A 24976-nucleotide genomic window follows, 5' to 3' on the forward strand; every position below is an offset into this window, starting at 1 on the left:
AATTTATCAGCCCGAAACTTTCATTTTTTCATGAAATGATGGTCTAAAATTTCTGCTTAATTCCTGTTGTATTCTCTTAACATAGCACACTTCATTCTGCAGGCGAGTGGCAAACTGTTTTAAATTATTTCCTCAATCTTTGTCGGTTTATTTTGATTTGGCAGCGTATTTAATTTCCGACCAACGGACAATCACATAAGCAATCAGTGCCACCATAAAAAACACCAACATCATCCACGCCAAGCCTTGTAAGGTTTCAATAATGGTGCGGTAAATTTCCAATACCCAGCGTTCTTGCGTCAGTTCAATCACAATTCTTTTGTCATTTTCGGCATAGGTGAGTGGGGTAATGTATTTTTCCATATCGTAAATACGAATGCCTGAAGATGTGCCGACCACCATGCCTGCAAATTTGGTGTACTTTGCCCATGCTTCATGAATTGGGTCGTGGATGATACGCGCCAAAATTGCATTGATGGAGCTGGAAAACAGACGCATGACAATGAACGACACCAACAGTGCTAAAGCAAAGGTACTAATAATCAAATAATAAAACATAAGCATCGCCACTCTTTTTGATGATTTTTCTAATCTTGATGGTGTTTTTATTTTAAGTGAGCGTGAGGCAGAAATGTGTAGTGGAACTGTGTCTTAAAACAATGTCTAAAAAATAGAAGGGAATAATGTTCAGCTTCCTGTGAAACTGAACATTATATTTGGATATTGCAAAATTACAGATGGATTTTATTGGCGGATTTGACCATCGCCAAACACGATCCATTTTTGTGAGGTTAAACCTTCCAAACCGACAGGGCCACGGGTATGAATTTTATCGGTAGAGATTCCAATTTCAGCACCTAAACCATATTCAAAACCATCAGCAAAGCGTGTAGAAGCGTTAATCATGACTGAACTAGAATCTACCGCAGCCAAGAATTGACGCGCCAAACTAAAGTTTTCAGTAATAATGGCATCAGTATGATGTGAACCATATTTATTGATATGTTCAATTGCCTCATCAATTCCTGAAACCACTTTAACTGCCAAAATTGGGCCTAAATATTCGGTGTACCAATCTTCTTCGGTTGCTGTTTTAACACTTGTACCCAAAATCTTTTGGGTTGCAGGACAGCCGCGTAATTCGACTTGTTTTTCTGCATATAGCTCGGCAATACGTGGCAAGAATTGTGCGGCAACAGCCTCATCGACCAACAATGTTTCCATGGCATTACAGACGCCATAACGGTGAGTTTTTGCATTCAGGGCAATAGGCAGGGCTTTTTGTAAATCGGCCTGTGCTTCTACAAATACGTGACAGTTACCATCCAAATGTTTAATCACTGGAATACGCGCTTCATTGCTGATGCGTTCAATCAGACTTTTACCGCCACGTGGCACAATTACATCTACATATTCAGACATGGTAATTAATTGCCCAACGGCAGCACGGTCTGAGGTGTTAATCACTTGCACCGATGTTTCTGGCAAGCCTGATGCTTTTAAGCCGTGTTGAATCGCGGCAGCAATCGCTTGGTTAGATTCCAGTGCTTCAGAACCACCACGTAAAATAATCGCATTGCCTGATTTTAATGCCAAAGACGCAGCTTCAAGGGTTACGTTTGGACGTGATTCGTAAATCATGCCCACCACACCTAGCGGTACACGCATTTTGCCCAATTGAATACCAGATGGACGGTAAGCCATATCGGTAATTTCACCAATTGGATCCATGAGACCAATCACATCTTTCAGACCTTGTAACATGCCTTTAAAGCGTGCGGGGTTAAGTTCTAAGCGATCAAGCAGTGCGCTATCCAAGTTGTTGTTACGACCTTTGGTCATATCAATTTGGTTGGCAGCTAAAATAGCGGACTCGCTATTTTCCAATGCCGTATAAATAGCCGATAACGCATTGTTTTTAGATTGGGTAGAAGCGCTTGCTAAGACACGAGAGGCTTGGCGTGCTTGTTGTCCTACCGTTTGCATATATTGTTCAATAGACTCTTGCATAGCGGTTTGATCACTTAGAAATTTCAACTCGATATTAACAGTCTGTGCCTGCACAATGAAGCGTCTCAGCGGAAAATCGACTAAATTGTTCAATCTTTTCATATTTTTCAATGCTTTCATCACAAAAATTAATATTTTGAAATGCTTTATGATTTAAAAGTAGATGAGCGGTCATAGAAAATGTTGCGTATAAAATCAGCACCTGTATAGAATGATGCGATAACGACATTGATGTCATTCACAACAATAAGCAGGATGCCACTTTAATTCAGATAAGTGGGTAATCGTTCAATGACGAACACTTGCACAATAAAAATAAAATGCGCATGGAGGTAAGGAATATGAATTCCATGATCCAGATGGACACGGATGTACAGGACGCAAGTTCGCATGTCTGTTTTTTTGATATTTACGATAAACACAGCTTTAAACAACCCGCTCGTACCACTTGGATCAACGGCTGGAAAGTGGAATACATGGCAATTGCTCAGCCAGAAACCGCACATTTAACTCCAATTGTGATTATTGGTGGTGCATTCCAAAACTTTAATTCATATAAATATTGTGTCGAGCAGCTTTTTCGTGCAGGGCCAATCATTTTAATTGATATGCCATCTATGGGCGCCAATCAGCAAATGACCAATGTGGAAACAGGTGAGTCGGCAGGAACGCTAGAACTGCATGATTTAGGTCAGATGTTGGGTGATTGGCTGGATATTGTCGGCTTAGATAAAGTATCCGTCATGGGCATGTCATTGGGTTCGGTGGTGGCATCGTGTCTAGCAGATCAGCGTCCTGAATTGATTGATCGCATGATTTTAATGGGGGTTATGCAAAAGACCCGTAAAAGTTGGCGCATGTTGCTTGAAGAATCACTGCATTTAATGAAAGAGCAGCGCATGGATGAATTTGGTCAGGCGGTGATTTTATACTTGGTCAATCATGCCAAAATGGAACAAACTCGCATGTCACCGACTGCAAAGCGTTTGTTTTACCGACAAATGGCCGACTTTACCGCTACAGAGCAAGATCGCTACGATGTGAACTGCAACCGTTTATTGCGGTTAACCAATGTGCCTATTCCGCAATGTAAGGTTTTGGTGGCGTGTGGGCAATATGACAGTTTTACCTTGCCGCATGAAAATGCCAATTTTGCCTTACAGTGCCCGAACATGGAATTTGCCATGATTGCCAATGCAGATCATGTGCCGCAATTACAGCGCCGTAAAGAAACCATGAATTTATTTGCGACCTTTTTAAGCGATGAATCTATTCAGGACTTAGATGGCATTATTCCAATGACACGTGCGCAACTATTGACGATGGAACGCCGTGGAGAAGCGCGTATTCGGGTGCAAAATCCGCAAAGTCATTTGCAGTATCGTCATTCTGATTTGAAAATTGCTACGCACATTGTCGATTTAAACTTCTTTGGTGTATTGCTTGATTTTGAAAATGCTGCGTTGGCGGCACAAGCAGCACAGTTTGAACGAGATATGGCCTTAGAATTACAGGATGAGGAAGGCAGTTTTAGCATTGAATGTTTAATTTTTGAAAGCCAAGGGCAGCAACTACGCGCATTATTTAAGCATGGTAGTTTTGAGGTGGCAGAGCGTTTGTTGCGTTATGTGGAACGTCAAAAAGCGGCTGCACAAAATTTGGAATATGCCCGTTAGTAGATAAAATCAGTGCTTGGTTTAAAATTATCCAAAGAAAATAGAATCAAAATAGCGTGTTAAACCACGCTATTTTTTTTGTAGGCATGAACCATCCAGACTAAATCGCCTAAATGTTCTGCGGTTGTTTTTTCTAAAGAGCTGTTGGAAAAATACAGTTGTGGTTGTTGTAGCTGCACTTGCTCAAAACCTGCATTTTGAAAAAACTGAGTTAATTCCTGCGGAGATTGAAAGTGAAAGGTGAAAGCACTGCGTGACATAAATTTCAATAATCGGCTGCAGTTCCAAATAAAATTGGCGAGCTTGTTTTTGACGGGTTCAGGGTAAATATCGGTTAAATAATGCAGTTCTGGAAAGTCTTGGGTGTAGTTACACATGCCATTTAACAGCTGTTGTAGCATGTCTTTGCTGAAGTAGTTAATTAAACCTTCACTAATAATTACTAAGGGCTGCGAGTGATCAAAATATTCAAAGGCCTGTTGAAAGGATTCACTAAAAATATCGGCGGTGAGAACTTCAGGTGCGTCGTGGTCAATTTGTCGTAACGCTTGAGTTTTAATTTGCGCCATATCAGGCAAATCCAGTTCACGGTAATTCAGTTCAGGATATTTTTGTCGAAAGTTCCAGCTGCGTGGTGACAGCCCAGATGCAATTTCGAGCACTTGTAATTGCGGATGTTGCTGAATCAGTGCGGTTAAGTGTGCATCAATCATTTGGTGACGTTGTTTGAGGGTGCTGCGCATACTGCCGCCCACATGACGTTCTGCCCAGTTTTCTAAAGGATGTACCAATTTGGCTAAAAACTTGCCTTTTCGGGTCGCAAATACAGGATGTGAAATCCCCCTTTGATACCAGATATATCCCGTATAATGTGCGGTAAAAGAAATATGCCGATGTTTGGACAATGCAGTCGTGTCTGAGCGAGTTGGCTTGGCATCCGAGTTGTGCATTTCAGTCCTTTTTTCTGTCGTGATTTTGCTGTTCAGCAATGTTTTTGTCATTTTCGTATAGACCTTAATTGTTTGTATGGTGGTCGTTGTCTTTTTAGGCATGCTTTGACACTCAAGCTGCGGTGTCAGGCATATACTCAAAATAGAATAAGTTTATCATAATCAAAAAGGAATAAGCTGTCGTGTTCCTTTGTCGTATAAATGCTGTGAAAAAGTGAAGGCGTATAGGGTCTGTTGACATTTCATAAATGGCTTGCGCTGTAGGCTAAAACTGAGCAGATCAGGCATAAAACGCAGGGAATAGTGGACCTATTTTCAAGTTCCATAACGCAATCTGAGAAAGTTTTAGCCACATGAGCAAGAACAAAGCGTTGCTTTGTTTGCTGCGCAAGGGGGCGAGCATATTTTTTGCTGCTATTGCGTTATGTGCCAGTCATTTAGAATGACTAAATTTCCTGTCCCATGCCTTATATCAGCTAAAAAATATGTGTCGTCGCAAACATAGACGAATTGTCAACAGACCCTAGTTAGTTTGTGGTGATCTCAAGTCGCAGCGTTTTTAGTGGTACTTGAATAATTGGTCGGGTCGTGACTAGTTTGTGCTGCCAGTAGCGTGGCACTTTGTTCTTTAAATACCAAGATACGATCACGGACGCTTCGCCATTCATCACCCAAGTCTAAAACTTCAGCAATGCTAAACTCTGCACTAAGCTCAGGGATTTTACCGCGCATGCGTTCTAAACGTGCCTGATTCGGCAAGGGTAAATCGGCAATCGCATTTAAAGCCAATCGTTGTGCAGCACGGTTGTTGCAGACCAATCCCATGTCACAGCCTGCAAGCAAAGCGGCATGAATACGTGCATCGGCATCGCCTGCTACACAAGCCGCCTGCATGCTTAAATCATCCGAAAAGAGTACACCATCATAGCCCAAGTCTTTGCGAAGCACTTGCTGTAACCAAAACTCAGAAAAACCTGCAGGGTTCGGATCGACCTGATCATAAATGACATGCGCAGGCATGAGCGCATCCAGTTGATTTTGCAGTTGGATAAAGGTTTGCATATCCTGTTGTTGAATTTCGGCAAAAGAACGTGAATCTATCGCGGCAGCAACGTGAGAGTCTGCTTTAACCGATCCATGTCCAGGAAAGTGTTTGCCTGTGGTTGCCATTCCTGCACGATGCATTCCACGTAAAAAAGCATCTGCCAAAGCAATAATATCGACAGGACGCGCAGCAAAAGCACGATCTCCAATGACATCACTGATGTCATTTAAATCTAAAACGGGTGCAAAACTAAAATCAATGCCTACGGCTAATACTTCGGTGGCCATCAACCAGCCACATTCTTCGGCTAAATCTAAGGCACGTTCAGGTTCGTTTTGGTATAACTCGCCAAATCTACCCATAGCAGGCAATAGGGTAAAACCTTGTTTTAAGCGTTGTACGCGTCCGCCTTCCTGATCGACTGCAATTAAAATATCAGGGCGTACCTGACGCATGTGGTCGGTCAAGGCGCGTACTTGCGCAGGAGATTGGATATTTCGGGCAAATAAAATGACTCCACCGACTTGCGGAGCGCTTAATAGTTCAATATCTTCTTGAGTAAGTTCTGTGCCAACGATGTCGAGCATCAATGCGCCAATCATATTGGGTGTCCGTATTCGATTTTTATCAATAAAAAAACAATACCTGAATTCTGCAATGATTTGCTACATTTTGATAGCACAGATTATGATAAAACTACACGATAGACCCAAATTAAGTTGTATAAGATTTTGAATCTGCTCAATTCATTGTGAAAAGCAGAGATTGGTCAAAAACCAAGGACGTAAATATTTTTATGAAACTTCAAACCATCGCTTGTGCGGTTGCAATAGCAACTGGCGGTTTTTTCTTTTCTCACGCCATTAACGAGGCAATTGCAGCCAATAATACCGCTGTCGTTGCTAACAGTATTGTGCCGACGCAGGAACAAGCTTTGGTTTCGCGTCAATTGGCGACCTTGGTCGATCGTCAGCATTATTTAAATCAGCGTTTAGATGCTGCGACGTCGCAGCGCATTTTTGATTTTTATATCGACAGTTTAGACCCTGACCACACTTTGTTTTTGGCTAAAGAAGTTGAGCAATACCGCAAACAATATGCAGCAACATTTGGCGCTTCATTAAAAGCAGGCAATTTGGCTGGACCGTATCAAATTCATGCACAGTATCGTGAACGCTTAAAACAGTTTTATCATTTCATGTTGGCAGAGCTGAAAAAACCACAAAATTTAAAACAGCCAAATGTCACGATTGAAACAGATCGGGAAAAAGCACCGTTCTTTAATACTGAAGCAGAAATGCGTAAGCATTGGCAAAAAATGCTGGTGTCGCAGCTCATTAACCTGACCATTAGCAAAGAAGAAGAATTGGCAAAACAAAAAGCCATTAAAGATAACCCTGAATTGACCAATGGTCAGGATTTGGCAAGTCCAGAAGATTTGACTCCAGTGCAGACTTTAACTAAGCGTTATACTCGTCAGTTAGAGCGCATGGATCGTTTAAAGAGCGATGATGTGCTGGATAAAACTTTGAATGCGATGATGCTGACTTATGATCCGCACAGCAATTATTTCCCACCTGTTGATGCGATGGAGCTGAATCGTCAAACGACTTTGCAGCTTGAAGGGATTGGGGTGTCGATTCGTCCTGAACGAGGCAATGAAGACTACACTAAAATTGAAACCATTGTTGAAGGTGGCCCTGCCAGTAAAACAGGGCAGGTGAAATCGGGTGACCGCATTATTGGTGTGGCGCAAGATGGCGAAAAAATGGTGGATGTTGTGGGTTGGCCGAGCAATGAAATTGTGGGGCTGATTCGCGGTAAACGTGGCACCAAAGTCACTGTGCGTTTGTTGGGTGCGGGTGCGGCGATGAATCAGGCGCGTAATGTGACCATTGTGCGTGATGTGATTCAGGAAGAAGATGCGGGAGTTCGCTCACGAACGATTGACATCAAACGTGATGGTCAAACTTATACCTATGGTGTGATTGAAATTCCATCGTTTTATTTGAATTACCGTGCGCGTCGTGCAGGTAATGAATATCGCTCGGTGTCGGAAGATACCAACAATGCCCTGAAAAGTTTGGCGGCCAAAAATGTCGCAGGGATTATTGTCGATTTGCGTAACAACCCTGGCGGTTCATTGGAAGAAGTGGCACGTATGCTTGGGCAAGTAATCAAATCAGGCCCTGTGGTGCAAATTCGTGATGGCAATGGCAACGTGAGCGTATTTGAAGATGACGATGGTGGTGCACAGACTTATGCAGGCCCATTGGCAGTGATGATTAACCTTGCTTCTGCTTCGGCCAGTGAAATTTACTCTGCTGCAATTCAGGACTATCAGCGCGGGATTGTGATTGGTAGCACCACCACAGGTAAAGGTACAGCGCAGGTACAACTCGACACCTTAGCTTATGGGCAGGCGACCTTAACTCAACGTAAGTTCTACCGTATTACAGGTGGAAGTACCCAAAACAAAGGTGTGATTCCAGATATTAAACTGGTGGATATTTACAATGAGGAGTTTGGTGAGCGTAAAGCTAAAAATGCCTTGAAGTGGGATACCATTCCAACTGCGCCATTTAAGCGTGAAGGTTCAGTACAGCCGTACATCACCAAGTTGGGTCAATTGTCACAGCAACGTGTCACGCTTGATCCACAATTTCAATATTTGGAACAACGTAAGCAAATTGCCAAACAAACTGAAGATCGCAAAAGCATTGTGTTAGATATTGAACAACGCAGAGCAGAGTTGTTAGCTTTGGAGCAACAAACGCTGACTGCGGAAAACAAACGCCGTCAGGAAACAGGTTTGAAACCATTTGCTAATTGGGAAAGCTATCAGGCATCTATTGATGCTTTGGCAGAAGCGCGTGCCAAAATGAAAGCGGCACAACGCCCTGCTTTACCTGAGGAAGAAGCTTTTGTGATTGAAGCAGCGCAGGTGTTGCAAGACTATGCCATGTTACAAAAAGGTGTTTCTGAGCCGAATCAACCTTAAAACAATGTTAGAATCTTAATCAAATAGAACCAGCAGCGAAAAGTTGCTGGTTTTTTTCATCCTAAAGCGAAAAGTAAAGTGACAAGATGCATATAGCTTTGAGTCAGACAGCTATTTTTAGCAGTTTTGAATTGCCATTATTTCATGATGACATATTATATATTTGACTATTGACCAAAGCGGAATAGTATTAGACTCTTAAGTCAATGCAGTCTTTGCTAGATCAATCCGTCGTTCAGGTTGCTTTTTAGTTATTATTTATAAGAGAGTGTGAGATTGAGTAGCCGAAAAACAATAAAATATGACAGAGATGGATACATCTAATGATGCATGTACATTATGATCTGAGCTTGGTAATTGGCTCGGTAGCAATCTCAGTATTGGCCTGCTATTTTGCAGTGTCTGTTGGGCAAATGCTTTTTCAAAATGTACAACAACAACTAAAAAAAATTGCATTAATCATGAGTGGTTTGCTGCTGGGTGCGGCAGTGTGGAGTATGCATTTTGTGGGCATGTTGGCCTGCCAGTTACCTGCACCGTATCAATTTGATCTTAGCTTTACGACCCTATCTTTTGTTATTGCATTTATCGCCTCTACGTTTGCGGTTTGGCTGACCACGCAATCGACCTTGCCTGTGGCGCGTTTGATCCTGAGCGGCATTTTAATGGGGTTGGGTATTTCAGGCATGCACTATACGGGCATGATGGGAATTCAGGTAGAAGGCTACCGTAGTTATTATGATCCTACCATTGTTTTGCTGTCTGTATTAGTGGCCATTGGCGGAGCAATACTTACCTTTTGGTTTATGTTTCATTCCAAGTGCAGAATGGGGCGTCAGGCACAATATAAAATTTTCATTGCGGTGCTCATGAGTCTGAGCATTGTTGCCATGCACTATATAGGCATGGAAGCACTGCATTTTTACTCTACAGCAGATTTGCCTCAATCAGGGCACTTCCAGATCGGGCAAGGGCCAGCTCTGTTGGTGGTTATTTTAGTGACCAGTCTGATTTTTGCTGCTGCGGTGGGCGTATCTCTGCTGGAGCTGCGCTTAGAAGAAAAAAGCAGACAATTGTCTTTAGCCAACCGTGAATTGGCCAATCAGGCAGTCAAAGATAACCTGACCAAATTGCCCAACCGTTTATATTTAGCTGAATATGCACAATTGCTTTTTTCTGAGCATCGGCAAAAAAACACTAAAATTGCATTTTTGTATATCGACTTAGACCGCTTTAAAGCGGTGAATGACGTATTTGGGCATCATGTTGGCGATCAATTGCTGATTCAGTTGTCTAAACGTGTGCAATCCCACTTGGGCGAAAATACCCAGTTATTAAGAATTGGTGGCGATGAATTTCTTTTGGTGATTGAACATACCAATATCGCAGAAGCCACGCTCATTTCTGAAAAAATATTAGAACTGATTCAGCAAAGTTTCTTAATTGCAGGCAAGGTCATTAATATTTCAGGCAGTATTGGCATTGCGATGTATCCAGAGCATGGCACCAATTTGCAAGATATTTTAATGAATGCTGATGCGGCGATGCTGACCTCTAAATATCAGGGGCGTAACACCAGTTCGGTATTTAATTATGATCTGGAGTTACTTGAGGCCAAAAGCCAAAGTAAGTTGATTAATGATTTATATAAAGCGGTTGAACAACAACAATTTGCGTTGTTCTATCAGCCAAAGTTTAAAGCCGCTGACCATAAAATTTGTGGCGTAGAAGCTTTAATTCGTTGGTATCACCCCGTACATGGTTTACTTACCCCAAATATGTTTATTAAAGGGGCTGAAAAGACGGGGTTGATTATTCAAATTGGCTATTGGACGCTAGAAGAAGCCTTTAAACAAATTCAAATTTGGGAAAGATCGGGTGCACCGTTATTTCCTGTGGCTGTGAATTTATCGGCAGTGCAGTTTGAACATAAACACTTATTTTCGACGTTAGAAAACTTGTTTAAACGCTATGAGATTCAACCCCATCACCTGATGATTGAAGTGACTGAAAGTACAGCAATGCATCATATTGAATCGAGTATTCGTAGTTTTGAGCGTTTGCGTCAAATGGGGATTCAATTGGCGATTGATGATTTTGGTACAGGACATTCGAGTTTCTTGTATTTGAAAAAATTGCCAGTCGATGAGTTGAAAATTGACCGTGCTTTTATTTTAGATTTGTGTTTGGACAGCAAAGAAGAATTAATTTTAGAAAGTATTATTCAGTTAGCCATTAAACTGGGTTTAACTGTGACCGCTGAAGGGGTGGAAACGCCATTGCAAGCTGAGATTTTAACCCGTTTAGGCTGTCAGCAATTACAGGGCTACTTATTAGGCTTACCAATGGATGTTGAGCGTTTAGAAGAGCTGTTTAAACATTCGGCTTAAGCTAGCGATCATGCTACCGCTCAAGATAGCGTACAAGTGAGCGACCAAGTCCAGCGTTTAATTTCAGTGATGAAACAAGATGAATATAGTTTGGCTGAGTTGATGCAGTTGTTAGGTTTAACTCATAGCGCAACATTCCAAAAGAACGATATGAATCCTGCCATAGAAGTAGGTTTGATTGAACGTACGATTCCAGAAAAACCGAAAAGCCAAAAGCAAAAGTATAGATTGAAAAAATAACTATATTCTCAGTTGTGGATAAATTAGAACATATCAACAATCAATAAAATTTGATTCAAATCTGCTACAATTACGCCAATTTTTCATATTGATCATTTTGATCTTATACACTGCGGTTCTGCAGTAGGTGTCTTGCATGAGTTTTAAAGATGAGTTAGCGGCGCAGGTCGCACAGCGACGTACTTTCGCGATTATTTCCCACCCCGATGCTGGTAAAACCACCATGACAGAAAAACTGCTGTTATGGGGACAAGCCATTCAAGTTGCAGGGATGGTAAAAAGCCGTAAGTCAGATCGTGGCGCAACATCTGACTGGATGGAAATGGAAAAAGAACGTGGTATTTCCATTACAACTTCGGTGATGCAATTCCCGTATAAAGACAAAATGATTAACCTGCTCGATACCCCAGGGCACGAAGATTTCTCTGAAGATACTTACCGCACTCTAACTGCGGTGGACTCTGCACTGATGGTGATTGATGGTGCGAAAGGTGTCGAAGACCGTACCATTAAATTAATGGATGTGTGTCGTATGCGTGACACACCCATCATTTCATTCGTCAACAAAATGGACCGCGAAATTCGTGAACCATTAGAGTTGTTGGATGAAATTGAAAATGTCCTCAAAATTAAGTGTGTGCCAATCACTTGGCCAATGGGTACAGGGCGTGATTTCGCAGGGGTGTTTAACCTCATCGAAGAAAAGTTTTATGTGTACAAATCAGGTTTTGGTTCAACCATTCCTGAAATTGAAGTACGTGATGGCTATAACCATGCAGACCTACGTGAAAAAGTAGGTGAATTGGCATGGGCGGCATTTGAAGAATCACTTGAGTTGGTACAAATGGCGAATGAGCCTTTAGACCGTGAAGAGTTTTTAGCGGGTCGTCAAACACCAGTGCTATTTGGTACTGCTTTGGGTAACTTCGGTGTAGATCATGTATTGAATGCATTCAGTGAATATGCGCCGCCGCCAAAAGCACATCCAACGCAAGACCGTATTGTAGAAGCCAATGAAGAAGGCTTTAGTGGTTTTGTTTTTAAAATTCAGGCCAATATGGATCCGAAGCACCGTGACCGTATTGCTTTCATGCGAATCTGTTCAGGCAAGTATGAGAAAGGCTTGAAAATGAAGCATGTGCGTATTGATAAAGATGTACGTATCAGCGATGCCTTAACCTTCTTGGCAGGTGATCGTCAGCACCTCGAAGAAGCGTGGCCGGGCGACATTATTGGTCTACATAACCACGGGACGATTCAAATTGGCGATACCTTCACTTCGGGTGAAAAGTTGCAATTTACAGGGATTCCGCACTTCGCACCTGAAATGTTCCGTCGTGTACGCTTGAAAGACCCATTGAAGTCCAAACAGCTGCAAAAAGGCCTTAAAGAGCTTTCAGAAGAAGGTGCAACGCAAGTCTTTATGCCACAAAACAGCAATGATTTAATCGTAGGTGCTGTTGGTGTGCTACAGTTTGAAGTCGTCGCCTATCGCCTGAAAGAAGAATACAAAGTCGATTGTATTTACGAGCCTGTCAGCATCAACACGGTACGCTGGGTGTCTTGTGCCGATGAGAAAAAGTTTAACGAATTTAAGAAAAAAGCCCACGATCAGTTGTCTGTCGATGGTGGTGGTCACTTAACTTATCTCGCGCCAAGCCGTGTGAATTTACAGTTAATGCAAGAGCGTTACCCTGACATTGAGTTTAGAAATACACGCGAGCACTAAGCCTCAGGTTGATGATGCTTAATCTGGCAGATGCAATCAGCGTAGCGCAGATGAATGTTCGGCATGCCTAAAAGTTTCAAAATTAAAACAGCTTCTTTAGGAAGCTGTTTTATTATGGGGGCGGTAAAAGATTAAAGATTATTTTTGATAAATGAATTGGGGAAATCATGCAGCAAAAATCGGTTTATCTGGGTGCAATTTTGAGCGGGATGGTTTTGCTTAGCGCCTGTGACTCATCTAAACAAGATCAAAACTCAGATGAGCAAACGTCTATTTTTCAGAAAGATCAAGCGGATGTTTTACCGTATTTGAATATCAAGCAACAGGCGGCAGAAATTGCCTTGCCATTTTGTGAAAATAAAAACTGCATTGAATTAGAAGTACAAACTTTAAATACCCAAGATACATGGCTCAACAGTTGGATTGCAAAAAATCAGGCCATGGTGATTCAAGACCAAATTGGCTTAAAACAAAACATGAATTTGCAGCAAGCCGTAGATGCCTATGTGAAAAAATCCGATGCTTGGCAGGCACAATTAGATCAAAATAAAGCTTATGAATTGGCGATGTACACCCGTATGGCATATCAACGCAATCAATATGTTTTGTTGCAAGTCGGGGTAGATAGCAAACAGGAAGGCACGCAGGTCAAAGAACGCTATTATTTCTTTGTGGCAGATCGGAAGCAGCAAAAAGCCTTGTCTGTTTTAGATGTGATTGATGCCAAACAACAAACCCGTATGAATACTTTTGTACAGCAGGCCTATCAGGATTGGCTCAAAACACAAAGCAGTGACGTGCAAAAAGCAGCACCTGCCAAATTATACTGGGGGCAGGCAGATTGGTTTTTTGATGATCAGGGCTTAGGATTGCATTATCGCACCCATGAAATTGTCAAAGATGGCACGCAGTTAGATATTTACCTAAGCAAAGCACAAACACAACAAGTTTTAAAAGCAGACATCTATCCATCTATGTTTTAGTAGGTGAGTACGGTGACAAGCAAAAATAGATGAAATCAAGGTTGGATCCATGTTGAAAAATAAAAGTATTTTGGCGATCAGTATTTTAATTACAACGCTAGGGATTACTGCATGTCAGCCAAAGAAAACCGAACCAGAAACAGTCGAGCCAGAGCAGACGCAGGCGGAACAACAAAGCTTAAAACTGGTCGGGGATACTGAAAAACTGAATTTGTCGTTGCCTAAATGTGAAGGGAATAACTGCCCTGAAATTTCAATTGAGCGTTTGAATAGTAATCAGGCCTTTATCGACCATTTTATTGATCAGAAAATTATTCAAGAATTGGCACAAATTTTAGAAATTGCACCACAGCAGGCGGCTTCTGAGGCTATAGCAGTTGAGAATGCAGCCAGTGAAAATACAGCAGCCAGTGCTGCAGATGCACCTGCCAGCAACCCCACTGCAGCAGCCATTGCACAAGTGGAAACTTTGGCGCAAAAATTAGAAAAACAAACTGTGCCTTATGTGCAAAGCTTTTTGGTACTTGATCAGGAACTGAAAGCTTTAAGCTCAAATCATAAAATCAGTTTGATGATTAAGCCTAAAATTTTGAATGCAGATCAGCCTTTGGCAACCGTGGTACTGAATAGCAGTAGTTATTTGGGAGGAGCGCATGGTGCATCGGCACAGCAATACTATAATTTTGATTTAGAACAGAAAAAATTAGTATTGTTAAATGACATTCTGTTAGAGAAGCAGCGTCCACAATTGGAGCGCAAAGCCTACGAAGCGTTTAAACAATGGGTCATCGCATCTGAACTTTCCACCAATGTGCAAGAATATGAACAAGCGTGGAAATTTAAGCTGTCGGAAAATTACTATTTAGGTCAACAGGGTTTAATTCTGCAATACGCAGAATATGAAATAGGCCCTTATGTCGTTGGTTTACCGCGTTTAACCATTCCGTATGCAGAACTGCAGGGGATTTTAAAAGCTGCGTATTTGCCTGTAACAGAAGCAGCCTCTGAAGCAACCGCAAAATCTGCCGAAGCCAGTGCAGTAAACACAACCAAAGCGAAATCTTAATATGAGCATTGCGCTGTTTGATACGCATACCCATTTTGATGTACCTGATTTTGACTCAGATCGGGAGCAATTGGCGTATGCGGCCAAGGCAGCAGGCGTAGAACATTTGGTACTGATTGGCTTTGTACAATCACGTTTTCAAGATTTAATCTCTACACAACAGTTTTTAAACCAACTTGAGCATGTGCCACAAAGTCATCTTGCACCAGGCTTGCATCCTTTTTATATCGAACAACATCAAGACCAACATTTACAAGATTTAGAACAGTTTTTGCAACAACAGCATTGTGTCGCGGTGGGTGAAATTGGCTTAGACACTTTTTTGGTTGAACATAAACAGCCTGAAGCGTTTCAAAAGCAGCAAGATTTTTTTGCCGCGCAATTGGAAATCGCACGCCATCGACAAAAACCTGTACTGCTACATATTCGTAAGGCTCATGCCGAAACCTTAAAAATACTCAAACAGCAACAATTTCAGTTTGGTGGCATTGCACATGCTTTTAGCGGTGGGGTAGAAGAAGCCAAAGCACTGATCAAATTGGGCTTTAAAATTGGTGTGACAGGGCAGATTACCAATCCCAATGCAAAAAAACTGCGCCGTGTTGTGCAGGAAATTGGTGCTGAACATTTGGTTTTGGAAACCGACTGCCCCGATATGACGCCTTTATGTTGTCAGACAGATACTCAATCACGAACCCGAAATACCCCTGCGAACCTGATTTATGTGCTTGAAGGTTTAGCGGATTGTTTAGATATTGCACCGCAAACTTTAGCCGCACAGCTTTGGCAGAATAGTGTTCAAGTATTAGACCTGCCTAAACTTTAGATGAAACAACACGAAGTCTGCGAAACGCAGTAAAATGCCCACACTTTGAAATTAAATTTGATTGCAGCATGACAGATCTTCTTCAAGATGATGAATATGAACGCCGTTTTGCAGGTGTGGCCAAAATTTATGGCGACAGTGCTTTTCAGCATTATGCCCAAAGTCATGTCATGGTGATAGGAATTGGCGGTGTCGGCTCTTGGGCGGTTGAGGCGTTGGCACGTACGGGTATCGGCGAGCTGACATTGGTGGATATGGATGTGGTCGCAGCATCTAACATTAACCGTCAATTGCCTGCCATGAGCTCAACCTTGGGGCATGAAAAAATTAATGTCATGGCAGAGCGTTGCCGTTCTATTAATCCACGTATCAAAATTAATTTGGTCGATGATTACCTCAGTCCAGATAACGTCAAAGCGTTATTGGCGACTGCACCTGATTTGATTTTAGATTGCATTGATGACGTAAAAGCTAAACTAGCGTTGATGCTGCATTGTCGTTTTAACAAGATTCCACTGATTGTTTCGGGTGGTGCAGGTGGCAAACTTGATCCGTTGAAAATTCGAGTGGCAGATTTATCTAAAACCGAACAAGACCCAATGTTGGCCAAATTGCGCGCCCAATTACGCAGCAAAGGTATTTGTAAAAAGCCAAAAGAAAAGTTTGGGATTACCTGTGTGTATTCCATCGACAATCCATTTTCTAGTGCCGATGTATGCCCAAGCGCAGGCTTGCGCTGTGGCGGCTATGGTTCGGCGGTGGTGGTCACGTCCAGTTTTGCGATGGTAGCTGTGGCAGAAGTGTTGAAAAAGTTAGATGCCTTACAGGCTAAAAATACATAAATCAAAGCCATGCGAGGCATGGCTTATAAAAAAGTTCTTTGATTTTGCACATCGCCAATGACTTTATTCAGTAGGTCGTTGTAGCTGCTGCTCTTTTAAATAGTCTTCCGTACGCTGCATTGCTGCTTGAATATTGACCAATGCTTGCTCTACATCTGCAAATGTTTTGGCATTGCCGCCACTTAGTGCCTGACGCCATTTACGTGCACCTGGCAGGTTTTGGAATAAACCTAAAATATGGCGGGTAATGACAGAAAGTGGTGCACCTTGTTGTAGACGTTGTTCAATATACGGCAACATGCGCTGCATAATTTCAAAACGGTCAGGTAATTCTAGCCCCCATAATTGCCCAAGCTCTGCCAGTAAATAAGGGTTGTGATAGGCTTCACGACCAATCATCACCCCATCGACATGCTTGAGGTGTTGTTGGGTTTCGGCAAACGTTTTAATTCCACCATTAATTTCAATTAACAATTCGGGGCGGTCTTGTTTTAGGCGATACACATCCTCATAACGCAGAGGCGGAACTTCGCGGTTTTCTTTAGGCGATAAACCTTGTAATAAGGCAATTCGGGCATGCACGATAAAGTTATTGCAACCTGTTTGAGCCACAGTATCCACAAAATGCAGCATCTCTGCATAAGAGTGCATGTCATCAATCCCGATGCGATGTTTTACGGTCACAGGAATATCAACCGATTGACGCATGGCGGCAATACACTCTGCAACCAAGTCTGGTTCTGCCATTAAACACGCACCAATTTTATTGTTTTGTACTCGATCACTTGGGCAGCCAACATTCAGGTTGATTTCATCATAACCCCAGTCTTGTGCCATTTTACTGCAGGTCGCAAGGTCTTTCGGATTTGAACCGCCCAACTGCAAGACAATAGGATGTTCTTCTTTGCTGTAATCTAAATGGCGCTTGGCATCACCAAATAAAATTGCGCCAGTGGTTACCATTTCAGTATACAGAATGATATTGGGGTTAAATAAACGTGCAAAAAAACGGTAATCGCGGGTAGTCCAATCCATCATAGGGGCAACCGAAATGCGAGGTTGTAAAGTTTGGATGGCACGTGTCATAACCCACCTGAATTGAAAAACAAAAGCACAAGACCGCGCATTATACGGGGTTTAAGTGAAAATCGACAGTATCCCCAACCCACATCCATTGGCATTAACTTTGCTTTGTTCGCTATGAACAAAGCAGCGCAACCGTAGATGCTAAAGCGGAACTGCTCAGTATTTGTATGCGTAGCCGTTTTTTAGTATGTTGAAAAGATAGGATAACGCAGCATAAGAGGGAAAATAAAATGTTGGTATTAGAAGAAATTTATCGAACTAAGAAAAATGAATTTTCAACGGCATTTAATTTACGCATGCAGCGCAGTTTAAGTTGGTGGAAAAAAGCCATTGAGTTTCATGATGATGTCGATATGCAATTTATGACAGCATGGGTGGCGTTGAGTGCCTTGTATGCGCAAGGTCAAACGGCAGAGCATACACAACAGACCTTGCAGCAATTTGTGCAGCGTATGTATCAAAAAGATGTCGATCAGCGCATGGCGAGAATTATTTGGGAAAAATATCCACAAAGTTTAGAGGTGTTGCTGACCAACCCTTATTTGTATCAAAGTTTTTGGGATTGGCGTAATCAAAAAATGACTGAAGCTGAATGGCGTGCAGATTATGAAGCAGAGAAACAGCAGATTATGCAGGCATTGCACATCCATGATTCAGCTACAATTTTGGCATGTTTGTTTAAGCGCTTATTGACGTTACAGCAGCAACTTTTACAAGGTGGTGCAACTTATAACAGTGCAATCAACCGCAAACAACTCAGCCATGCCAATACTTTACTGTGTGCGTTGATGCCGTGTTTTATCCAAATCTTATTGGAAAATTTAGAAAATGTGGAATTGAGTCAGCCATTTTACCCTGTGATGCAAATGTCTTAAGCGACTTGCTTGATTGTAATCGCAGCGTTTAAGGCATGGCGGTGTGTTGACGTTGATGCTGCCAGTCGAGTAGGGCAAAGCTCATTGCGGCGGTAACAAAACACAAACCAACTAGGCAACTCCATAACCATCCACCGTGTTGCCATGCATAGATTCCCAAGGCAGAACCACAAGCACCGCCAGTAAAATAACTGGTCATATAAATTGAGTTAATCCGCGATTTGGCATCGGGGCGTAAGCGAAAAATTACATTTTGGTTGCTGCTGTGTACGGTGGCAAGCCCAAGGTTAATTAAGCCAAAACCAAGAATATAGCTCCATAAGCTAAATTGTCCGTTGTATAGAAAGACCCAACTGATTGCCAATAGCGCCAAACCACCCCACGTCAGCGCTGTAACATAGCCACGATCTGCAATTTTCCCCACGTGTTTGGTCGAAAGAGCACCGAATACACCCACCATTGCCACAATGCCCACCATAAAGTCAGCTAAGCCAAAACTGGATTTGAGTAATACTGCAATGGTGGAAAACAACACGCTCATCGCTGCAAAAGCAAACGCACCGAGCAAGGCACGATAGACCAAACGACGTTCTTCTAAAATGAGTTTGCCCATAGACTGAAACACGGCCAAATAGCTGAGTTTGCTGGTTGAGATAAAGGGTAAGCGTGCTTTGAGTACCGCGGCAATGCAAAGCATCAGCACACCGCTAATCAGGTAAATCACTTTCCAATGGAATAAGTTGGACAGCAAACCTGCCAAACTGGTCGAAAGTAAAATACCGACCAATAAACCACTCATCAATAAACCGACCACTTCACCCATTTTTTCAGGTTTTACGGTCATGGTGGCAAAGGGAATTAAGACTTGTGCTGCAACTGAAAACAGCCCTGTGATAATCGTGCCAATCCATAGCATGCTTAAATTGCTGGAAAAGGCACATAAAAATAAGCCAATCGAGGCCAAAAACATCAATAAGGGAATGAATTTGGTTTTATTGACAATATCGCCCATGGGCACAATGAATAATAAACCCAGAGCATAAGACACTTGTGCAAAAGTCACTGTCAATGCCACTTGGGATTGCGGAATTTGGAAAGATTGATGAATCGAGTAAATCAGCGGTTGGCAATAATAATTCGCCCCCGCGCATAGACCACAGGCGATCGCCATCAACCAGAGCAGGGTTTTATCTTGGCTGATGTCGGGTGCAGTGTTCATAATTATCCTAAGGTCAATGGTAAAACGGGGTTGCAGTAGCTCAAAGATTGAATCCAATATTCAACTTCATTAGTGGCAGGATGTCGCCTTTAACTTAATGAGAGAACTTGTTTTTGGACAAGGTGATCATCATCACGCCTACAATATTGAGCATGCAGCCGAACCATTGTATGCCATTTAGATGTTCACCTAAAAATGCTGTGGCCAATAGAATCGTCAAGATGGGGCCAATTGAAGCAATCATGGCCGATTGTGCCGCACCTAAACGGGCGATACTGTGCGCCATGAGTAAGGTGGGCAAGACTGTGACAAATATCCCTAAAGCTATGCCATAGCCCAGCACTTCTACAGGCAGTTGTTGCACCAGTCCCAGTGGATTCGGTGTGACCAAACTGTAATGCGTAAGCGTACCGATGCAGGCAGTACTTAAAGCCAGACCTGTAAAATTCCATGAACCAAAATGCTGAATCAGGCTTTTGGTCAGCAATAAATAGCCTGCAAAACACACTGCACTGGCGAACACCAAACTACTGCCTAACCAAAAATACGTGTCATGTGGGGTATTGCTCTGTTCCTGTAACATCACAATCACTGTTCCGCCATAACTCAGAGCAATTGCAAACAGACTCAGCCAGCTCAGTTTCTGCCGATACATTACGCTCGAAGCCAGAACGGTGAGCGTTGGATATAAAAACAGAATAATGCGTTCTAATGAAGCGCTAATGAACATCAGCCCTAAAAAATCCAGCCAGCTAGAAAAATAATAGCCCATCAGACCTGCAAATATTATTAGCAGCCAATTGCGTGTAGAGATGTTGCGACTGTGATGGCGATTGAGCCAACAAATCAGCAAGAAGAAAGGCAGGGCACTTGCCATGCGCAAAGCCATGAGTACGGTTGCATCGACCAACGGTGAAAGTGCATAAGCCTGTTTAATAAAAATGGCTTTGGTACTAAACAAAAAGGCTGCAAATAAGGCAAAGATGGAGCCCCATTGTGTGGCGTTAAGTCTGATCATGAAAAATGCTGTCGAGCAAGGTGGATGCAAGAGAAGTGACACATGCCGCGCACACAAATGCAAGTTGCATGATAGATAAAGGCAGATGCGACTGCATGGATCAAGCTGTGTGTGCTGTATTTGAGCAAGCATAGCCGATTTTATGCAGATGGTCTGCTTGAGATGGCATAAATTTTGTGAAAAGTAGAGTAAATGGGATTTGCACGATAATGGTGCAAATTAGTTGAAAATATTGCAAAACAGAGAAAATCCATCATCAGACAAAATGACGCACAAAAAAAATGAAAAAAATAGCAGCACTTAACTTAGACCTGAGTTGAATAAATTCAAGCTTCTTTTAAAAGTTTTACTGTTTCAAATATTCGGTTTTACTCATAAGGCAAAGGTAGGTTTTTCTAAGGTTTTCAGATGCGCAAAACACTTCTAAATTGAACCATGTTGTGCGGTGTAAAAATTGTCAAAAAAGTCAATTTGGTGTTTAAGTTTTTGCTTTTAGCGCTTAAATGTATAGATATGCAATCTTTTAGCGCTAAGTCGGATTTTCCCAATTAAGTGAAATGCGTGTCAGAATGATCAATGCTTAATTCATTTAAATGTGGTCAACTGCAAGCTCAAAGCATCGCTTTTTTTCTTTTAGACACTTCAAATCGAAGTTTTGCTGAATAATTAGACTTATATTCAATAAGCAAAACTTATCAATTATATCTCGCAACAATATTTTTATGAATCATCAGTTCAAAATATGGGTATTTATTAAATAAATATTGGGTGGTAATTTAAAAATGTTGCATTAGAATCCAAAAATTCAACAAAACTTATCCTGAGGGGAAAGCATCGTTATCCACGATGTTGACTTAAGAAAAACTAGCTTGAGGAACGCTCATGCAGATCGGAATTCCAACCGAAACTGTTGTCGGTGAAAATCGTGTCGCTGCGACGCCAGAAACAGTAAAGAAGTTGATTAGCGCGGGTCATAGCGTAGTCATTGAACGTGGTGCAGGCGTAAAAGCCGCTTATATCGACAGCGCTTATGAACAAGTAGGCGCGACCATGACAGATGATGCTTATCACGGTAGCCAAATGATTTTGAAAGTTCGTGCCCCAAAGGGTGAAGAAATTCAAAAACTTGCACCGAACAGCACTGTGGTGGCGATGTTTGATCCTTACCGCAATACTGAATTAGACCAATTTGCTGCGGCTCAGGTGTCTGCATTTGCTTTAGAGCTTTTGCCACGTACCTTGTCGCGTGCGCAAAATATGGACGTGTTGTCATCACAAGCCAACTTGGCAGGTTATAAATCTGTGTTGTTGGCTGCAGCAGAATATCAACGCATGTTCCCAATGTTAATGACGGCAGCGGGTACTGTAAAACCTGCGCGTGTTGTGATCATGGGTGTGGGTGTTGCTGGTTTGCAAGCCATTGCAACAGCGAAGCGTTTAGGTGCTGTAGTCGAAGCAACTGACTTGCGTCCAACGGCAAAAGATCAGGTGGAATCTTTGGGTGGTAAGTGGTTAGACGTACCAATGTCTGAAGAAGAACAACAAAAAGCTGCCGATGCTGCCAAAAATGGTTATGGCTGGATGCCTGGTGAACAATACATTAAAGACCAAGCAGTGATTGTCGATAAAGCCGTTTCTAATGCGGATATCGTGATTACCACTGCGTTATTGCCGGGTCGTGATGCACCGCGTTTAATCAAAGCGGAAACTGTGGCAAAAATGAAGCCGGGTTCTGTGATTTTAGATATGGCAGTCGAAACGGGCGGTAACGTCGAAGGTTCACAATGCGGTGAAACTGTAGTGACTGCCAATGGTGTGAAAATTTTGGGTATTCCAAACATTCCATCGACTGTATCGACAGAAGCATCTGCACTATATGCGCGTAATGTGTTGAATTTTGTTGAAACATTATTTGATAACGACAAGAACTTCGCATTGAATCCTGAAGAAGAAATTCAGAAAGCGTTGCTGGTCACTCATAACGGTCAAGTGCTGTTAAAGCGTGGTTAAGGAGAATTCTCATGGTTGAAACAATTACGATTTTTGTCCTTGCCATCTTCGTAGGTTACTACGTGGTGTGGGGGGTAACACCTGCGTTACATACGCCATTAATGGCAGTAACCAATGCACTTTCTTCAATCATTATTGTCGGTGCGATGATTCAAACTGTTGGTCTACCAATCATGGGTGTAGAAGGCAGTGTCGATTTCCAAACCATTAATGTGGTGAGTGTACTGGGTGCGATTGCTGTGTTCTTGGCAAGCATCAATATTTTCGGTGGTTTTGCAGTGACTGCACGTATGCTGGAAATGTTCAAACCAAAAGCAAAGAAAAAAGAGGGCTAATGCATGGAATTTATTCGTGAATATGCAGACTGGTTCTATTTAATCGGGGCTGTGCTCTTTATCTTAACTTTACGTGGTTTGTCTGGGCCTAAAACTGCGATTGCGGGCAACCGTTACGGCATGATCGCAATGGCGATTGCAGTCTTGACTACATTCTTTGTGGCAGACAATCCAGTTGTGTGGATGATTCTGGCAGCTATGGCAGCAGGTGCGGTGGTGGGTATTGCCCGCGCACGTACGGTGCCAATGACTCAAATGCCTGAAACTGTAGCGTTAATGCACTCTTTAGTCGGTTTGGCTGCAGTTTTAATTGCGATTGCTGCGATTATTCATAACAACAAGTTAATCGAACTTGGTCCAGACTTGTTGGCTGCAAATGGCATTACTTTCCATGAAATGAGCAAAGTTCATTTATTTGAATTGTTTGTGGGCTGTTTCGTGGGGGCGATTACCTTTACTGCATCTGTTTTTGCATACGGTAAATTGGCGGCGAAGAAATGGGCAAAAACTATTTCGGGTGCATGGGTAAAACCTGTTCAGGCGTTAATTTTCCTTGCTATGCTCGGTTTTGGGATTCACTTCTTCCTGAGCGGCAACATGACTTCATTCTGGGCAATGACAGGTTTAGCATTGGCATTCGGTTGGGTATGGATTGCACCAGTGGGTGGTGGTGACATGCCAGTTGTGGTGTCATTGTTGAACTCGTTCTCAGGTTGGGCGGCAGCAGGTATTGGTTTCACACTTGAAAACAACATGCTGATTGTTGCAGGCTCATTGGTCGGTTCTTCAGGTGCGATTCTGTCTTACATCATGTGTAAAGCCATGAACCGTTCAATCATCAACGTATTGTTTGGTGGTGCGATGGGCGGTGCAGCAGCACCAACGGCAGCAGCGGGTGCGCAAGTGCAACGTAACTACCGTTCAGGTTCTGCTGATGATGCTGGCTTCTTGATGTCAAATGCAGACAGCGTAGTAATTGTACCGGGCTATGGTATGGCGCAAGGTCGTGCACAGAATGCGGTCAAAGAATTGGCCAACTTGTTAAAAGAGCAAGGTGTAACTGTTCGTTTTGCGATTCACCCAGTGGCAGGTCGTATGCCGGGTCACATGAACGTATTGCTTGCAGAAGCTGACGTACCGTATGAAGACATCTTAGAAATGGACGAAATCAACTCAGATTTCCCTGCAACAGATGTGGTGTTGGTGATTGGTGCAAATGACGTAGTTAACCCTGCGGCAAAAGACGATCCAAACTCGCCAATTTACGGCATGCCAATTCTTGAAGCGCATAAAGCACGTACCATTATGGTCATCAAGCGCTCAATGGCAACAGGTTATGCGGGTCTAGACAACGACTTGTTCTATAACGACAAGACCATGATGATTTTTGGTGATGCCAAGAAAGTTGTGGAAGATATGACTAAATCAATCAACGGTACAGGTCACTAAGACACTGTTCCTAGAGATGAAACCGCCTTCGGGCGGTTTTTTATCAAATGGAGCGTAAAACTCAGTCCTTCAGGTCAGAGATATAAGCGACACGACATGAAGTGTCGTTTGATTTAACTAAGGACTATTTTCCTTGAGTTTTGATTGTTAATATAAGTACATGAAAACCCTTAAATTACGTATAAAAGACAAACATTGCAAGGTGTTAGACCAACTAGCATCAGAA

General features: G+C 42.5%; 19 protein-coding genes and 1 pseudogene. 13 read left to right on the plus strand and 7 right to left on the minus strand.

The genetic code is table 11. The features are described 5' to 3' along the window. Positions 1 to 147 precede the first annotated feature (147 nt). Together FTU09_RS03720 and FTU09_RS03725 are read right to left on the minus strand one after the other, a co-directional pair. Positions 148 to 558 (minus strand): hypothetical protein, encoded by a 411-nt coding sequence (locus tag FTU09_RS03720; RefSeq protein ID WP_026438428.1) that lies wholly within the window; start codon positions 556 to 558, stop codon positions 148 to 150. A gap of 186 nt (positions 559 to 744) precedes the next feature. Then, positions 745 to 2010, minus strand: a complete 1266-nt coding sequence (locus FTU09_RS03725; protein WP_096901406.1) for a glutamate-5-semialdehyde dehydrogenase — start codon at positions 2008 to 2010, stop codon at positions 745 to 747. Between the two features lie 341 nt (positions 2011 to 2351). On the opposite strand from FTU09_RS03725, the gene FTU09_RS03730 reads away from it, so the two are divergent. Beyond that, positions 2352 to 3686 (plus strand): alpha/beta fold hydrolase, encoded by a 1335-nt coding sequence (locus FTU09_RS03730; protein ID WP_004974874.1) that lies wholly within the window; start codon positions 2352 to 2354, stop codon positions 3684 to 3686. 59 nt (positions 3687 to 3745) lie between these two features. Here FTU09_RS03730 and FTU09_RS03735 read toward each other — a convergent pair whose 3' ends face one another. Further along, entirely contained in the window at positions 3746 to 4636 is an 891-nt protein-coding gene (locus FTU09_RS03735) for a class I SAM-dependent methyltransferase (protein ID WP_004974878.1), read from the minus strand. Positions 4637 to 5179: 543 nt separating this feature from the next. Continuing rightward, a complete protein-coding gene (gene nagZ / locus FTU09_RS03740; protein WP_180079567.1) occupies positions 5180 to 6283 on the minus strand; it encodes a beta-N-acetylhexosaminidase in 1104 nt (367 codons plus the stop codon). 194 nt (positions 6284 to 6477) lie between these two features. Here nagZ and FTU09_RS03745 point away from each other — a divergent pair, with 194 nt between their 5' ends. The 8 genes and pseudogenes from FTU09_RS03745 to FTU09_RS03780 all read left to right on the plus strand — a co-directional run bounded on the left by FTU09_RS03745 (position 6478) and on the right by FTU09_RS03780 (position 16758). Continuing rightward, complete coding sequence (locus tag FTU09_RS03745) at positions 6478 to 8682, plus strand: carboxy terminal-processing peptidase (protein WP_096901393.1); 2205 nt, start codon at positions 6478 to 6480, stop codon at positions 8680 to 8682. A gap of 323 nt (positions 8683 to 9005) precedes the next feature. Next, the gene (locus FTU09_RS03750) at positions 9006 to 11072 is read left to right on the plus strand and encodes a bifunctional diguanylate cyclase/phosphodiesterase (RefSeq protein ID WP_180079569.1); all 2067 of its coding nucleotides are present in this window, start codon (positions 9006 to 9008) and stop codon (positions 11070 to 11072) included. 3 nt (positions 11073 to 11075) lie between these two features. Further along, positions 11076 to 11312, plus strand: a pseudogene (locus FTU09_RS03755) (Fic family protein); the annotation flags it as partial. A gap of 136 nt (positions 11313 to 11448) precedes the next feature. Next, positions 11449 to 13041 (plus strand): peptide chain release factor 3, encoded by a 1593-nt coding sequence (locus tag FTU09_RS03760; RefSeq protein ID WP_004974887.1) that lies wholly within the window; start codon positions 11449 to 11451, stop codon positions 13039 to 13041. A 167-nt stretch (positions 13042 to 13208) separates the two neighbouring features. Then, positions 13209 to 14024, plus strand: coding sequence for a hypothetical protein (locus FTU09_RS03765; protein WP_004974888.1), 816 nt, complete (start codon positions 13209 to 13211; stop codon positions 14022 to 14024). A 49-nt stretch (positions 14025 to 14073) separates the two neighbouring features. After that, a complete protein-coding gene (locus FTU09_RS03770; protein WP_096901396.1) occupies positions 14074 to 15090 on the plus strand; it encodes an RsiV family protein in 1017 nt (338 codons plus the stop codon). A 1-nt stretch (position 15091) separates the two neighbouring features. Continuing rightward, on the plus strand, positions 15092 to 15916 hold the full coding sequence (locus FTU09_RS03775; protein ID WP_096901397.1) for a TatD family hydrolase: 825 nt from the start codon (positions 15092 to 15094) through the stop codon (positions 15914 to 15916). Between the two features lie 68 nt (positions 15917 to 15984). Beyond that, the gene (locus FTU09_RS03780; RefSeq protein ID WP_096901398.1) at positions 15985 to 16758 is read left to right on the plus strand and encodes a ThiF family adenylyltransferase; all 774 of its coding nucleotides are present in this window, start codon (positions 15985 to 15987) and stop codon (positions 16756 to 16758) included. A gap of 63 nt (positions 16759 to 16821) precedes the next feature. Here FTU09_RS03780 and dusA read toward each other — a convergent pair whose 3' ends face one another. Further along, a complete protein-coding gene (gene dusA, locus FTU09_RS03785) occupies positions 16822 to 17844 on the minus strand; it encodes a tRNA dihydrouridine(20/20a) synthase DusA (RefSeq protein WP_004974902.1) in 1023 nt (340 codons plus the stop codon). A gap of 230 nt (positions 17845 to 18074) precedes the next feature. Here dusA and FTU09_RS03790 point away from each other — a divergent pair, with 230 nt between their 5' ends. Continuing rightward, the gene (locus tag FTU09_RS03790; protein WP_004974903.1) at positions 18075 to 18719 is read left to right on the plus strand and encodes a hypothetical protein; all 645 of its coding nucleotides are present in this window, start codon (positions 18075 to 18077) and stop codon (positions 18717 to 18719) included. A 28-nt stretch (positions 18720 to 18747) separates the two neighbouring features. Here FTU09_RS03790 and FTU09_RS03795 read toward each other — a convergent pair whose 3' ends face one another. Beyond that, positions 18748 to 19938, minus strand: a complete 1191-nt coding sequence (locus FTU09_RS03795; protein ID WP_096901400.1) for an MFS transporter — start codon at positions 19936 to 19938, stop codon at positions 18748 to 18750. Between the two features lie 94 nt (positions 19939 to 20032). Next, positions 20033 to 20956 (minus strand): DMT family transporter, encoded by a 924-nt coding sequence (locus tag FTU09_RS03800; RefSeq protein ID WP_096901401.1) that lies wholly within the window; start codon positions 20954 to 20956, stop codon positions 20033 to 20035. Between the two features lie 882 nt (positions 20957 to 21838). Between FTU09_RS03800 and FTU09_RS03805 the strand changes: the two genes are divergently transcribed. Genes FTU09_RS03805 through FTU09_RS03815 form a run of 3 tightly spaced genes read left to right on the plus strand, consistent with a single transcriptional unit; the run spans position 21839 to position 24750 of the window. Further along, the gene (locus FTU09_RS03805) at positions 21839 to 22966 is read left to right on the plus strand and encodes a Re/Si-specific NAD(P)(+) transhydrogenase subunit alpha (protein ID WP_180079571.1); all 1128 of its coding nucleotides are present in this window, start codon (positions 21839 to 21841) and stop codon (positions 22964 to 22966) included. Between the two features lie 11 nt (positions 22967 to 22977). Further along, positions 22978 to 23301, plus strand: a complete 324-nt coding sequence (locus FTU09_RS03810) for a proton-translocating transhydrogenase family protein (protein ID WP_004974924.1) — start codon at positions 22978 to 22980, stop codon at positions 23299 to 23301. A 3-nt stretch (positions 23302 to 23304) separates the two neighbouring features. Continuing rightward, entirely contained in the window at positions 23305 to 24750 is a 1446-nt protein-coding gene (locus FTU09_RS03815) for an NAD(P)(+) transhydrogenase (Re/Si-specific) subunit beta (protein WP_004974925.1), read from the plus strand. Positions 24751 to 24976 lie beyond the last annotated feature (226 nt).

Origin of the sequence: Acinetobacter sp. YH12058, from assembly GCF_013419805.1 — a bacterium.
Lineage (GTDB): Bacteria > Pseudomonadota > Gammaproteobacteria > Pseudomonadales > Moraxellaceae > Acinetobacter > Acinetobacter towneri.